Consider the following 13,598-nt stretch of genomic DNA (forward strand, 5'->3'; position numbering starts at 1 on the left):
CCGTGCCCCGAACCTCCCTCGTCGAGCTCGCGTTCGGCGATCTCGTGCCGCCGCCGGTGCCTGTCACTGCGCCGCGCTCCGCCGCGCCCCGGCAGCGGCTGCTGGCCGCCGTCGTGCTCGGCGCCCAGGGTCGCTACGCCGCCGCGGCCACGGCGCTGGCCGACCTGCGCCGGGGTGCCGACCCGGTGGTGGCCTCGCTGGCCGCGACCACGCTGGCGTCGCACCGCCGTCAGCTCGGCGGGCACGTCGCCGCGCGGGCGCTGGACGGGGAGGCCCTGGTGGCTCTGGACGGTGCCGGCGCGACCCGCGTGGACCCGGACGGCCTCGACGCGTCCGGCGCGCGAGCAGACGCCCTGCTCGGCCTGGCCGCCGACAACCTCGCCCTGGGCCGCCTCGCCGCCGCCCGGCGTCTGGCGGCCCGCGCGGCGGAGGCCGACGACCGCTGGCGCGCGACCGTCCGCGGCGGTTGGGTCGGCGCCGAGATCGAGCTGGCCGCCGGCCGCCCGCGTGAAGCGATCGCGCCCGCGCGGCGAGCTGCGGAAACGGCGCGGGTGCGCGGCTCGTCTCGGCACGTCGTCAAATCCGACATCGTGCTCGGAGTCGCACTCGCGACGGCCGGGGAACCGGAGCAACGCGCTACTGCACTCGACGTCGTCACAAATGCCGCCATGGCCGCCGAGAAATACGAACTCTATTCACTTATTTGGGTGGCGACCCGCGTGGCGGCCGATCTGGACCCCGGACACGCCGAGAATTATCGATTCAGAAGCCTTGAGGTGTTGCACGCAGTGTTACGGCACGCAGATCCTTGCGTGATGCGGATCGCAGAGGATTCACCGTGGGTGCCAGAGAGGCCGGGTTGAGCCCTCTGGAAACGCCGTTCCGGCATCCGGGCTAAGAAACTTCAAAAAAAGCCACCGGATCGTGTCAAGGTTCGGGCTAAAGCGTCCGATAGGGGAAGTGGAATGTCACCCGGCTGCAGGAAGGAAACCCCGTGACGACGGTCTTGATCTGCGACGACCGACGCAGTGTCCGCGAAGGGCTCACCCGTGTGATGTCCGCGGTCCCAGGGGTCAGTCGCATCGACTGCGTAGCGCACGGTGACGAGCTGTTGGCCCGGTACACCCGTCAGCCGGTCGACGTCGTGCTGGTCGGGACGCAGCGCGCGGTCCCGACGGGCGTCGAAGCCACTCGGCGGCTCGTCTCCGCGAACCCCCAGGCGAACGTCATCGTCTTCGGTGCCCCCGACGACGCCGGCAGCATCGCCGCCGCCATCGCCGGCGGTGCCCGCGGCTACCTCCGCTGGGACGCCTCGCGCCCCGAGCTGGTCGCCGCACTGGCCCACACGCTCGCCAGCACCTCGGTGCCGGCGCCGCGCCAGCCGTCGGACCCCGGCGTGCAGCTCACCGAGCGCGAGCTGCAGGTGCTGCGCGGCATGAGTCAGGGCAAGAGCAACGGCCAGATCGGCCGTGAGCTGTACCTGTCCGAGGACACGGTGAAGACGCACGCGCGGCGGCTGTTCCGCAAGCTCGGCGTCCGCGACCGCGCCCAGGCCGTGGCCCACGGTTTCCGCCGTGGCCTCGTGTCGTGAGTACTGCGTCCTGAAATCGAGTAACTGCCAGACCACGCTCCGCGTGACAGGTTGTCCGTTCTGACGCCACGGTGACGACGGGCCAGGGTTGCCGCCCTGGCCCGTACCTGTGTCCTCGGGTCTTGACCTGTGTCATCGGTGACAGATGTGTCACCTGTCACGTTCGTCGCCTTCGTCCCCACCGCTCGGGCAGGCTCCCAGCCGGCGCCACCCTCCCGGGCAGCAAGTCGTACCCCGCAGGTCAGCCGATCGTTGGTCTTCTGGTCGACATGTGCGGTGCGGCCGGGTCCACGGACGCGGCTCGCCGGTGACCACCTCTGGCGGTTGTCGGAGAGGTCGCCGACGGTACGGTAACTGTCACCGGCGGGCGGGGCACGATGACCACGCGCCGGATTCTTTGCACGCCTACACGTAACACTGGGACTGTTGTCTGCGATGGCCAATGTGGGGGACGGATTGGATGAGCCGGTCGCCGCTGCCGTGGAGGGAGACCCCCAGGCAGTCGATCGGCTGCTGGCGGCCATCCGCCCCCTGGTAGTGCGGTATTGCCGCGCTCGAGTTGGCAGGCAGGAGCGTTCGTTCGCTTCGGCAGACGATGTTGCGCAGGAGGTGTGTCTCGCGGTGCTCACGGCATTGCCTTCGTACCGTGAACAAGGTCGCCCGTTCCTGGCTTTCGTCTACGGCATCGCCCAGCACAAGGTGGCCGACGCGCACCGCGCGGCGGCCCGCAACCGGGCTGAACCGGTGGCCGAGGTCCCCGACGAGGTCGAGGTCGGCGTCGGTCCGGAACAGCGCGCGTTGCAGGGCGAGCTGAACGAACGGATGGCACAGCTGCTGAAGGTGCTCCCCGACAAACAGCGCGAGATCGTCGTGCTGCGCGTCGTGGTGGGCTTGTCGGCGGAAGAGACCGCGGAGGCCGTCGGGTCGACCCCTGGTGCCGTTCGAGTGGCCCAGCACCGAGCGCTTGCTCGCCTGCGTAAGGTGCTCGCCGCCGAGGAGGTGATCTGAGTGACCGATCACGACGACGATCGTGACCTGTCGCCGTCCGCGTTCACGAGCGGCATGACGGCCTACGAGCCGGAGGCCGACGGTGACCTCACGGCCATCCAGGCCGACGACGCACTGCTCGACGCACTCGGCGGCACGGACCCGGCCATCGCCGACGGGCTCGGCGACCAGGAGCTCAACGCTCTGCTGCTCGCCTGGCGCCGCGACATCGACAGCGAGCCGCTGGCAGAGCTGGTCGACGTCGACACCGCCGTCACCACCGTGAAGACGGCTTCGCTGGCGCGCAAACGTGCCGACCGCAGCCGACGGCGCCGCATCCTGGTGCCGGTCGCCGCCGCGTGCGCCGCGGTGGCCATTGCGTTCGCCGGCACCGGCCTCGCCGCACGCGACGCCCAGCCCGGCGACACGCTGTGGGGCCTGACCAAGGTCCTTTACACCGACCACGCCCACTCGGTCGAAGCCGCCGCCGCGGCGAAGCTCGACCTCGAGAAGGCGAACCTCGCCCTGGCCGACAACCGCCTCGCCGACGCCCGCAAGGCCCTCGACGACGCGCAGGCCGCCCTGAACCAGGTCACCGACGACGAGAACCGCGACCAGCTGCTCGAGCAGCACCGCCAGCTCGCCGCCCAGCTCGGTGCCCCCACCGTGCCCACCACGGGCCAGAACCCGCCGAACAACCCGTCCACGCCGCCGCCGGTCAACAACCCGGCCAACACGGCGTCGCAGCAGTCGAGCGGCCAGCCGACGTCCCTGCCCGGCACCGGCTCGGGCTCCACGAGCCAGCCGGACACGACCAGCGTCACGGCGCCGCCGCCCCCGCCTCCGCCGCCCCCGGACACCACCACCGACACGCCCACGCCGCCGACTACACCCACCGACGCCACGGGCAACGCGACGGGCAACGACCCCGGCAGCGGCGGCGGCAGCCCCCGCAACGAATCCAACGAATCCTCGGAAAGCGGGACCGTCGGCGGCCAGAACAGCTCGCCGGAGAACCCGTAAGACCTCGCATCGAAAACGCCCTGGCTCCGGCCGGGGCGTTTTTCGTCTCCGGATCAGCCGGGTCGGTCGGGTCAGCCCCGCCGGAGACGAGAACGGCCCTGGTGAGCAGTCTCACCAGGGCCGGTCAACGCAACAGCAAAAAATTCAGTACGCGCTCTCGTTCGCCGTCACGCCGTCGGCGAAGCCGCGGCAGTAGTCCCAGCTCACGTAGTCGCCGGGGTTCGGGTCGAAGGCCGGCTCGTGGGGGCGCATGCGGCCGTCCGCGAGCAGCTGTTCGAGGCTCGCGCGCAAGAGGTGCCAGTCGTGGTAGTGGGGTTCGTCGCATTCGCCGCAGTCCACGACGATGCCGCGGACGCCGCGAGGCTCCAGGAGGGCTTGGTACACCGCCAGGTCGGAGAGGTCGGCCAGCAGCTCGGTGCGTTCGTCCGGGCTGATGGGCTCGTCCAGCTGGTCTTCGGGATCGAGGAACGCCCGGGCCGGATCGTCCGGGTCGTCCGCGAAGGGGTCGGGGGGCAACACGTCGTGCGGCACGGCCTGCACGGTACCCGCCGTGTGGCGCCCGTCCCCACCCACCCGGGTCAGGCGCGGACCCCGGATATCATGAGGGGAAGGCTCAGCCAGCCCCTCGGCCAGATCGCTCACCCCCGCCAGGAAGGCCCTTCGCCCGCTATGACCAGCGAAAGCATCACCGCCCCCGTGCCCAGCAAGTTCGCGATGCTGGGTCTGACCTTCGACGACGTGCTGCTGCTGCCGGCCGAATCCGACGTGGTGCCCAGCGGGGTCGACACCAGTACCCGTCTCACGCGCAACATCACCCTCAACGTCCCGCTGGTTTCCGCCGCCATGGACACCGTCACCGAAGCCCGCATGGCGATCGCCATGGCGCGCCAGGGCGGCATCGGCGTGCTGCAGCGCAACCTGCCGATCGACGAGCAGGCCGCCGCCGTCGAGGTGGTGAAGCGGTCCGAGGCCGGCATGGTCACCGACCCGGTCACCTGTTCGCCCGACGACACGCTCGCCGAGGTCGACGCCCTCTGCGCCCGCTTCCGCATCTCCGGCGTCCCGGTCACCGACGCGTCCGGTTCGCTCGTGGGCATCATCACCAACCGCGACATGCGGTTCGAGGTCGACTACACCCGTCTGGTCAGCGAAGTCATGACGAAGGCGCCGCTGATCACCGCGCAGGTCGGCGTCACGGCCGACGCCGCGCTCGGCCTGCTGCGCCGGCACAAGATCGAGAAGCTGCCGATCGTCGACGGCGCGGGCAAGCTCCGCGGCCTGATCACGGTCAAGGACTTCGTGAAGACCGAGCAGTACCCCAACGCCACCAAGGACACCGACGGCCGCCTGATCGTCGGCGCGGCCGTGGGCGTCGGCGCCGACGGGCACAAGCGCGCGATGACCCTGGCCGAGGCCGGCGTCGACGTGCTGATGGTCGACACCGCCCACGGCCACTCCCGCGCCGTGGTCGAAACCGTCAAGCTGCTGAAGAAGGAGCTGGGCGACACCGTCGACATCGTCGGCGGCAACGTCGCCACGCGCGCGGGCGCGCAGGCGCTCGTCGACGCGGGCGTGGACGGCGTGAAGGTCGGCGTCGGCCCGGGCTCGATCTGCACCACGCGCATTGTCGCCGGTGTCGGTGTGCCGCAGATCTCCGCGATCTACGAGGCCGACCAGGCCTGCCGCCCGGCCGGCATCCCGGTGATCGGCGACGGCGGCATCCAGTACTCCGGTGACATCGCCAAGGCCATCGCGTCCGGCGCGTCCAGCGTGATGCTGGGCAGCCTGCTCGCCGGCACCGCCGAGTCGCCCGGCGACCTGATCCTCGTCGGCGGCAAGCAGTTCAAGGTCTACCGCGGCATGGGTTCCCTGGGTGCGATGCAGTCGCGCGGCCAGGGCAAGTCGTACTCGAAGGACCGCTACGCGCAGGACGACGTGCTCAACGAGGACAAGCTCGTCCCCGAGGGCATCGAAGGCCGCATCCCGTTCCGCGGGCCGCTCGCCAACGTCGTGCACCAGCTCGTCGGCGGCCTGCGCGCCGGCATGGGCTACGCGGGCGCCGAGACCATCGCGCAGCTGCAGGAGGCGCAGCTCGTGCGCATCACGGCGGCCGGGCTGAAGGAGAGCCACCCGCACGACATCACGATGACCGTCGAGGCCCCGAACTACTCCGCGCGGTAACTCCGCCCGAACGGATCTTCCCGACATCCCGCCCGTCCCGGCACACTTCGAGACATTGATCTTTCTCGAGGGGGCGGGCGGGATGTCGATTTCACGGCGGGTTGTGCTGGCTGTCACCGCGGCGGCGGTTCCGGCAGGAATCGGTGCTGCGCACGGATTCCGTGGAGCGCGTCTCCTTCTGACGCGGTTTTCGGGGCCCTGAGCACTGAGCGGCATTTGTCCCCTCACGGCGACGGCCGCGGTGCGGCTGAGTGGTGCGGTGAAAGCGGATCGTCTCGCCGAGTTGTTCGTGGTCGTCGTCGGCTTCGCCGTGCCGGCGACCGTCGCGGCGGGTCTCGTGGTGGAGTACGCAGGACCGGCGCACGTCGAGGCCGCGCAGGTCGTGAGCTGCCGCGAAGTGCCCGGCGCCGGTGACCGCACGATCCGGTACGTGGTGCGGTTCATCACCCAGATCGGCGAAGACGTCGAGGTCTCAGGCGACGACCCGCGCCTCGACGCCGGCGTCGGCGCCTCCGTGGAGCTCACCCGGGCCGACCGCTCCGGCGCCGTGCGCGCGGTGCGCAGCGGCGGCGAGACGACGATCGTGCGCACCTCGTTGTTCGTCGGCCCCGTCTGGGGCGGCGTGATCGGGGTGCTCGTGCTGGCCTACGCGGTGTTCCTCATGGTGCGGGGCGGGAAGCGGGCGCTGCCGGTGTCGCTGGCGGTGGGCCTGCTTTCCGCGGTCGCGGGGGCCGTGGCGGGCGTGACGTTGTTCTGACCCGCCACAGCAGCACGGGCGTGGCCAGCATCAGCAGCCCCGCGAGGCCGATCGCCTCGCGCGTGCCGAGCCACGCGCCGAGCGCGCCCCACACCAGCGTCAGCGCGGCCCGTGTCGCCCCGCCGGTGATGCCCCAAGCGGACAGCACCCGGGCGGCGCGCGAGGTCTCCGCCTCCTGCAGCCGGTAGGTGGCCGAGACGGGGTTGAAGATGCCGATCGTGAGGATCAGCCCGAACTCGACGAGCATCACGAACCCCAGCCCCGCCGGCCCGTGCGGCGTGAAGGCGAGTGCGACCGGCCAGATCACGCGCAGCGTCCCCGTCACCAGCAGCACGCGCTCGGGGCCGAAGCGCGCTGTGATCCGGCGCGACAGCCGCGAGCCGAGCAGCCCGCCGAGGCACGGCACGCCGAACGCCAGCCCGTACTGCCACGCCGCGAACCCGAGCTCCCGCAGCAGCAGGATCGCGAGCAGCGGTGACGTCGCCATGATCAGGCCGTTCACCAGCGTCGTGTTGAGGAACAACGCGCGCAGCCGCGGGTGGCCGAGGATGTAGTGCCAGCCGTCGAGGACGTCCCTGGTCCGGACCGTCGCCGGGCGCGCGGTGGGTGGCGGCTCGGGCGTGCGGATGGCGCCGATCGCGAGCGCGGAGAGCAGGTAGCTGACGCTGTCGAGCACCACGGTCGTGAGTGGTCCGAACACGCCGATCAGCGCTCCGCCCGACGGCGGGCCGACGGCGGTGGCGGTCCACTGCGTGGTCTCGAACCGGCCGTTGGCGACGAGCAGGTCCTCGCCCGTCGCCATGCCCTTGAGGTACGCGCCGCTGCCCGCCGTGAACACGATGTTCGCGGTCGCCACGACCACCGACACGGCCACGAGCTGCCCGAACGTGAGCCCGCCCAGCGCGTAGCCGAGTGGCAACGTCAACAGTGCGACGAAGCGCACAGCGTCCATCGCCACCAGCACCGGCCGTTTGCGCCGGAACTCCACCCACGGCCCGAGCGGCACGGCGATCAGCGCGCCGACGGCCAGGCCCGCCGCGGCCAGCACCGAGACCTCCGTGGTGCTGCTGTGGAGCACCGTCACGGCGATGAACGGGAACGCGTCGAGCGCGAGCCACGTGCCCGCGGTGCTCGTGGCGTAGGCCAGCCACAGCCGTCGGAAGTCCTGCCCCAGCGCCACTCTCGTCCCCCTGTAGTCGTCCGACGCATCCAACAGCGCGCGAAACGGCGGTGGCAAACAACCTCGTGACGCGGTGCACAACCTGCGGTTGTGAGCCCGCGTCACCAATCCGACCAAAGGCGGGCGGACACCCAACTGCACGTCACAGCGTGTGCCGGCGGTCTCCGCCGTGACTGTGGTCGGATTGGTGACAAACGGCGCAGTAGGCCCCCCGTGCGTTCGTCACCCACGCGGACTAGCGACAATGGACAGCGTTGTCGTCGGTGCGAGAAGGGACATCACGTGCGGGATCTGGTCGAGATCGGGATGGGTCGCACCGCGCGGCGGGCATATGACCTCGATGACGTGGAGATCGTGCCCTCGCGGCGCACGCGGTCGTCGTCGGTGGTGTCGACCTCGTGGCAGATCGACGCCTACCGCTTCGACCTGCCGCTGGTCACGCACCCGACCGACGCCATCGTGTCGCCGGGCACGGCCGTCGCGATCGGCGAGCTGGGCGGCCTGGGCGTGCTCAACGCCGAGGGCCTGTGGGCGCGCCACGCCAACGTCGAGGACGCCATCTTCCGGCTGGTCCGCGCCGCGGAGGACACCGAGGACCCCGCGGCCGTCGTCCGCGAGCTGCAGGAGCTGCACGCCGCGCCGGTCCGGCTCGACCTGCTGAGCGAGGCCATCAAGACCGTCCGCGAGTCGGGCGTCACGGTGGCCGCGCGCGTGAGCCCGCAGCACGCCGCCGAGCTCACGCCCGACCTGCTGGCCGCCGGCGTCGAGATCCTCGTGGTGCAGGGCACGATCATCTCCGCCGAACACGTGCAGCGCGATGCGGAACCGCTCAACCTCAAGGAGTTCATCGGCCGCCTCGACGTGCCGGTGATCGCCGGCGGCGTGAGCGACTACCGCACGGCCATGCACCTCATGCGCACCGGCGCGGCGGGCGTGATCGTCGGCCACGGCTACACCTCGGGCGTCACCAGCACCGACCGCGTGCTCGGCATCGGCGTCCCCATGGCCACCGCCATCGTCGACGCCGCGGCCGCCCGCCGCGACTATCTCGACGAGACCGGCGGCCGCTACGTCCACGTCCTCGCCGACGGCGGCATGACCACCTCGGGAGACATCGCCAAGGCCATCGCCTGCGGCGCCGACGCCGTGATGCTCGGCGCGCCGCTGGCGACCGCCACCGACGCGCCCGGCCAGGGCCTCTACTGGACCGCCGCCGCGGCGCACCCGTCGCTGCCGCGCTCGCGCGTCGTCGCCGGCCCGGACTCCGACTACGCGGTGGACCTGAAGACGCTGCTCTTCGGCCCGTCCTCGGACGCCGAGGGCGTGGTGAACCTCTTCGGCGCCCTGCGGCGCGCGATGGCGAAGACGGGGTACTCGGACCTCAAGGAGTTCCAGCGGGTCGGGCTGACTGTCCGCCGCTGATCGTTCGCTTGGTGAGGCCCCCGCGTCCTGGACGTGGGGGTCTCTTTCACGAGTTTCAGGACGCGGTGCGAGACGCCCAGTGCCGGCCTCGGCGCGGGGTTCGCCAGTGCCGACCGCGCTCGGCGCGCAGGGGTCCACGCCCAGCCGGCCGGTGCGCGGCGAACCGGGCCGCCGTGAGTCCCATCAGGACGGGGTACCGCACCTCCCCGTGCCGCAGCTCGGTGTCGCGCGGCCGGCCTTCCTCGCGGAAGCCGAGTTCTCCGTGCAGCGCAAGGGAAGCGAAGTTGGCGCCGTTCACGCTCACCACGCACTCGCGGTAGCCGCGCTGCTCGAACATGACCGTGAGCAGCACGGCGACGGCGTCCGCGGCATACCCGCAACGGCGGTGCTGCGGGCCGATCCCGATGCCGTAGCTGAAGCGGCGCGTCGCCGGATCGGCCTGGATCCACATGGACCCGACCACTGCCCGGCTGTGCCGCGCCTCGATGGCGAAGTGGAAGTCGTCGCCCGAATCGGCTGCCCGGCCGCGGTGCGCGGCCCAGTGCCGGTAGCCGCCGAGACGCAGGTCGTGGCCGCGCGCCGCGTCGCGGTCGAACCCGGCGAGCACGCGGTGGTCGGCGGGGCGGATCTCGCGCAGGCGCACCTTCACGCCGGCCTGGCTCGCCGCGCCGGCCCGTCTCCGGGCTCGGACCGAATTCACCGTCATCGGCGGGCATCGTATCGGTTGGCCGAGCTCGGTTTCCTCGGTTCGACGATGTAACCGGCGAGTAACTTACCTCTGGTCAGAAGGACATCCCCGGGTTACGCTCGGACCTGTGACTGCCAGTAACACCACCACAGCGCAGGGCGGGCCCGACTACGACGTCGTCGTGGTGGGGTCCGGGTTCGGGGGCAGCGTGGCGGCGCTGCGGCTCACCGAGAAGGGCTACCGCGTCGCCGTGGTGGAGGCTGGGCGGCGGTTCGCGGACGACGAGTTCGCGAAGACGTCGTGGGACCTCAAGCGGTACCTGTGGGCGCCGCAGCTCGGCTGTTTCGGGATCCAGCGCATCCACATGCTCAACGACGTGATGGTGCTGGCCGGCGCGGGTGTCGGCGGTGGCTCGCTCGTGTACGCGAACACGTTGTACCGCCCGTTGAAGCCGTTCTACGCCGACCGCCAGTGGGCGCACATCACCGACTGGGAGGCGGAGCTCGCGCCGCACTACGACCAGGCGAGCCGGATGCTCGGGGTGGTCACGAACCCGACGCTGACGCCGTCCGACGTGGTGATGCGCGACGTCGCGAAGGACATGGGCGTGGGCGATTCGTTCCATCCGACGCCGGTGGGGGTGTACTTCGGCAAGCCCGGCGAGACCGTGCGCGACCCGTTCTTCGGCGGCGCCGGTCCCGACCGCGTCGGCTGCACCGAGTGCGGCGCCTGCATGACGGGTTGCCGCGTCGGGGCGAAGAACACGCTGGTCAAGAACTACCTGTACCTCGCCGAGCAGGACGGGGCGAAGGTCATCCCGCTGACGACCGTCGTGTCGGTCGAGCCGGCGGGCGACGGTTACCGCGTGACGCTGCAGAAGACCGGCACGCGCTCGAAGCGCTTCCGCACCACCGTGACCGCGGGCCAGGTCGTGTTCGCCGCGGGCACGTGGGGGACGCAGAACCTGTTGCACCGCATGAAGGACATGGGCGCGCTGCCGAAGCTGTCGCGGCGGCTCGGCGAGCTGACGCGCACGAACTCCGAGGCGATCATCGGCGCCGCGCGCACCGCGGTGGACTCCGCGCGCGACTTCAGCCGCGGCGTCGCGATCACGTCGTCGATCCACCCCGACGAGAACACCCACATCGAGCCCGTGCGCTACGGCAAGGGCAGCAACGCGATGAGCCTGCTGCAGACCGTCTCCACGGACGGCGCTTCGCCGGTGCCGCGCTGGCGCCAGGCGCTGACGTTCCTGGTCAAGCACCCGCTGCAGTCCGCGAAGCTGCTCAACGGCTACCGCTGGAGCGAGCGCACGGTGATCCTGCTGGTGATGCAGAGCCTCGACAACTCCATCACCACGTACACGCGGCCCGGGCTCTTCGGGCGGCGCAAATACACGTCGAAGCAGGGTCACGGCGAGCCCAACCCGAGCTTCATCCCGGCCGGGCACGAGGCCAACGTCCGCACGGCCGAGCGCATCGGCGGGATGCCGGGCGGCACCTGGGGCGAGATCTTCGACATCCCGCTCACGGCCCACTTCATCGGCGGCGTGCCGATCGGGGACAGCGGGGAATCCGGTGTGATCGACCCGTACCACCGGGTCTACGGCTACCCAGGACTGTCCGTTGTGGACGGTTCGGCGATCACGGCGAACCTGGGCGTGAACCCGTCGCTGACGATCACGGCGCAGGCGGAGCGAGCGTTCGCGTTCTGGCCCAACAAGGGTGAGGCGGACCAGCGCCCGGGGCAGGACGCGGCGTACGCGCGGCTCGACGCGGTGGCGCCGAAGAATCCCGCCGTTCCCTCCGACGCCCCTGCCGCACTCCGTCGTTAGGACCCAGCGTCGATAGCTCCTACGATCACCGGGTGACGACAACGGCGTTGACCCGCGTGCAGGAACTGCAGGACGAGTGGGCCCTGGTCATCGGCACCCTCGACGAGACCGCGGTGCGCGCGCCGAGCGCGTTGCCCGGCTGGACACGCGCGCACCTGCTCACTCACCTCGCCCGCAACGCCGATGCCGTCGGCAACCTCCTGACCTGGGCGTCCACCGGCGTCGAGCACCCCATGTACGGCCCCGGCACCGCCCGCGACGACGACATCGCCGCCGGTGCTGCCCGTGGCTCGGCCGAGATCCTCGCCGACGTCATCGCGTCGGGGGAGCGGCTCGTGGACCTGGCTTCGTCGCTGCCGGACCAGGCGTGGACCGCGCCCGTCCGCGGCCGCGGCGGCCAGCCCATGACCGGCGCCGACGCCCTGTCGCTGCGCCTCGCCGAGACCACCATCCACCTCGTCGACCTCGACGCCGGCCACGACTTCACCAGCGCGTGTTCCCTGCTGGGCGGCTACGTCGACGACGTCGTGGCCAACATGATCCGCATGTACCTCGGCGACCTGCCCCCGATCCGCCTCACCGACGGTACCCACACGTGGACCATGGCCGACGGCTCGGCCGGCCTCGTCACGGGCACCCCCGGCGACCTCCTGGCGTGGCTCTCGGGCCGCGGCCCCGGCGACGCGTTGGCGGGCCCCGTGCCGGAGTTCAAGTCCCTGGTGTGAGGCGGTTTTTCGCGTTGTGCTTGGCTTTGCCCGGTACTGGGGAAGGGACGGCTTCGTGCGCTGGTCTTCGGTTGCGGCTGTGCTGGCCGTGGTGGTGGTTTCGGGGTGCTCGGCGAGTCCGCAGCCCGCGCCCGTCCCTCCGCCGGCCTCGTCCTCCCCGGCGGAATCCGCGGCCTACCACTGGGTGGGCGAGTTCTGCAGCGGTCCTTCGGCGGCGCTGCTGTCGCTGAAGAACACCGGCTACGGCGCCATCCCGTACGACGCCATGGTCGACGCCACCGTCGCCGAGCGTCAGAAGGCCCAGCAGGACGCCGAGCTGAACCTCGCGCTCCTCGACGACGTCGTGAAGACCAACGCGGCCCACGTCGCCGGCGCCTCGCCGAGCCCCGCGCGTGACCGCCTGACCGCGGTCTACACCCAGCTGCGGGCCGACCTCACCCGCATCGAGCACCAGGTCACAGGCCTCGTGCCCACAGCCGCCGCCACCTTCGGCCCCCAGCTCGCAGCCGACGCCGGCCAGGTCCACACCTCCTTCGAAGCCGCGCGCCAGGTCTTCGCCGCCGAACCAGTCACAGCCCGGTTCATGCGCGACTTCCGCGTCTGCTCGTAGAAAGTCCCTGATCATGCGCTGGTTTCCGGTGATGGCCGTCGTGGCGGCCTTCGGGCTTTCCGGCTGCGCGGCGAGCCCGCCGCACGCTCCCGCGCCGACCAAGTCTTCGGCCCCGATGTCGCTGACCGACACCCTGGCCTGGCACTGGGCGGGCGCGTTCTGCAGCACACCCAGGGAGATCCTGACCGAGATCGGGAACCTGGGCGCCCACGCCGCAGGCGACCAGACCGCCGGAACCAGCACTCCGGCGCACCGCAAGCAGTTCCAGCAGGAAGCCGTGCAGGACACCACCACCCTCGCCGGGCTCGTGCACGACAACGCGGTCCAGGTCGCGGAAACCCCGCCGAGCGCCACGCGCGACCGGATCAACGCCGTCTACCAGCGCCTCGAAATCGGCCTCGCCCAGCTCCGACGCCGCGCCGACCAGCTGCCGACCTCCGACGCGGCGACCTTCGGCGACGCCGTCGTGGCGATCACCGACGACGTGCACGCCGCCATGGAGCGGGCCAGGAAACTCGTCGCCGCCGACGCCGTCGTGGGGCACTACCTGCGGGGCTACTCACCCTGCTCGTAGCACTCACTCGGGCGACCCGATGAACC

At 71.3% G+C, this 13,598-nt stretch carries 14 protein-coding genes; 11 read left to right on the forward strand and 3 right to left on the reverse strand.

Annotation, left to right across the window (positions count from 1 at the left end; translation table 11 throughout):
• The first annotated feature begins 2 nt into the window (after positions 1–2).
• From ABZU76_RS32255 to ABZU76_RS32270, 4 genes are all read left to right on the forward strand, one after another.
• Positions 3–863 (forward strand): hypothetical protein, encoded by an 861-nt coding sequence (locus tag ABZU76_RS32255; protein WP_354876056.1) that lies wholly within the window; start codon positions 3–5, stop codon positions 861–863.
• Between the two features lie 131 nt (positions 864–994).
• On the forward strand, positions 995–1,591 hold the full coding sequence (locus tag ABZU76_RS32260; protein ID WP_020662719.1) for a response regulator transcription factor: 597 nt from the start codon (positions 995–997) through the stop codon (positions 1,589–1,591).
• 435 nt (positions 1,592–2,026) lie between these two features.
• Positions 2,027–2,599: a sigma-70 family RNA polymerase sigma factor gene (locus tag ABZU76_RS32265; protein ID WP_354876058.1), complete on the forward strand. Its 573-nt coding sequence runs from the start codon at positions 2,027–2,029 to the stop codon at positions 2,597–2,599.
• Positions 2,600–3,601, forward strand: a complete 1,002-nt coding sequence (locus ABZU76_RS32270) for an anti-sigma-D factor RsdA (RefSeq protein WP_354876060.1) — start codon at positions 2,600–2,602, stop codon at positions 3,599–3,601.
• A 144-nt stretch (positions 3,602–3,745) separates the two neighbouring features.
• On the opposite strand, the gene ABZU76_RS32275 is transcribed toward ABZU76_RS32270, so the two are convergent.
• On the reverse strand, positions 3,746–4,141 hold the full coding sequence (locus ABZU76_RS32275; RefSeq protein ID WP_220247349.1) for a DUF5319 domain-containing protein: 396 nt from the start codon (positions 4,139–4,141) through the stop codon (positions 3,746–3,748).
• Positions 4,142–4,270: 129 nt separating this feature from the next.
• Between ABZU76_RS32275 and guaB the strand changes: the two genes are divergently transcribed.
• Positions 4,271–5,782: an IMP dehydrogenase gene (guaB, locus tag ABZU76_RS32280; protein ID WP_220246151.1), complete on the forward strand. Its 1,512-nt coding sequence runs from the start codon at positions 4,271–4,273 to the stop codon at positions 5,780–5,782.
• Positions 5,783–6,041: 259 nt separating this feature from the next.
• Positions 6,042–6,539: a hypothetical protein gene (locus ABZU76_RS32285; protein WP_354876062.1), complete on the forward strand. Its 498-nt coding sequence runs from the start codon at positions 6,042–6,044 to the stop codon at positions 6,537–6,539.
• Here ABZU76_RS32285 and ABZU76_RS32290 read toward each other — a convergent pair.
• Entirely contained in the window at positions 6,442–7,719 is a 1,278-nt protein-coding gene (locus tag ABZU76_RS32290) for an MFS transporter (protein ID WP_354876064.1), read from the reverse strand. The two genes, ABZU76_RS32285 and ABZU76_RS32290, sit on opposite strands and share 98 nt — an antisense overlap.
• A 282-nt stretch (positions 7,720–8,001) precedes the next feature.
• Here ABZU76_RS32290 and ABZU76_RS32295 point away from each other — a divergent pair, with 282 nt between their 5' ends.
• Positions 8,002–9,141, forward strand: coding sequence for a GuaB3 family IMP dehydrogenase-related protein (locus ABZU76_RS32295; protein ID WP_354876066.1), 1,140 nt, complete (start codon positions 8,002–8,004; stop codon positions 9,139–9,141).
• A gap of 55 nt (positions 9,142–9,196) precedes the next feature.
• Here the strand turns inward: ABZU76_RS32295 and ABZU76_RS32300 are convergent, their stop codons facing one another.
• Positions 9,197–9,784, reverse strand: coding sequence for a GNAT family N-acetyltransferase (locus ABZU76_RS32300; RefSeq protein WP_354876222.1), 588 nt, complete (start codon positions 9,782–9,784; stop codon positions 9,197–9,199).
• Between the two features lie 172 nt (positions 9,785–9,956).
• On the opposite strand from ABZU76_RS32300, the gene ABZU76_RS32305 reads away from it, so the two are divergent.
• From ABZU76_RS32305 to ABZU76_RS32320, 4 genes are read left to right on the forward strand one after another with little or no spacing between them, the layout of a single operon-like run.
• Positions 9,957–11,663, forward strand: a complete 1,707-nt coding sequence (locus ABZU76_RS32305) for a GMC family oxidoreductase (protein ID WP_354876068.1) — start codon at positions 9,957–9,959, stop codon at positions 11,661–11,663.
• Positions 11,664–11,695: 32 nt separating this feature from the next.
• Positions 11,696–12,388: a maleylpyruvate isomerase family mycothiol-dependent enzyme gene (locus ABZU76_RS32310; RefSeq protein WP_354876070.1), complete on the forward strand. Its 693-nt coding sequence runs from the start codon at positions 11,696–11,698 to the stop codon at positions 12,386–12,388.
• Positions 12,389–12,443: 55 nt separating this feature from the next.
• Positions 12,444–12,998, forward strand: coding sequence for a hypothetical protein (locus ABZU76_RS32315; RefSeq protein ID WP_354876072.1), 555 nt, complete (start codon positions 12,444–12,446; stop codon positions 12,996–12,998).
• Between the two features lie 13 nt (positions 12,999–13,011).
• Entirely contained in the window at positions 13,012–13,572 is a 561-nt protein-coding gene (locus ABZU76_RS32320; RefSeq protein ID WP_354876074.1) for a hypothetical protein, read from the forward strand.
• Positions 13,573–13,598: the final 26 nt, after the last annotated feature.

Origin of the sequence: Amycolatopsis sp. NPDC005232, assembly GCF_040607795.1 — a bacterium.
GTDB lineage: Bacteria > Actinomycetota > Actinomycetes > Mycobacteriales > Pseudonocardiaceae > Amycolatopsis.

Excerpts from the sequence above, each read along its gene's own strand:
- ABZU76_RS32265 (WP_354876058.1), top strand. The coding sequence starts at position 2,027 with ATGGCCAATGTGGGGGACGGATTGGATGAGCCGGTCGCCGCTGCCGTG.
- guaB (WP_220246151.1), top strand. The coding sequence starts at position 4,271 with ATGACCAGCGAAAGCATCACCGCCCCCGTGCCCAGCAAGTTCGCGATG.
- ABZU76_RS32320 (WP_354876074.1), top strand. The coding sequence starts at position 13,012 with ATGCGCTGGTTTCCGGTGATGGCCGTCGTGGCGGCCTTCGGGCTTTCC.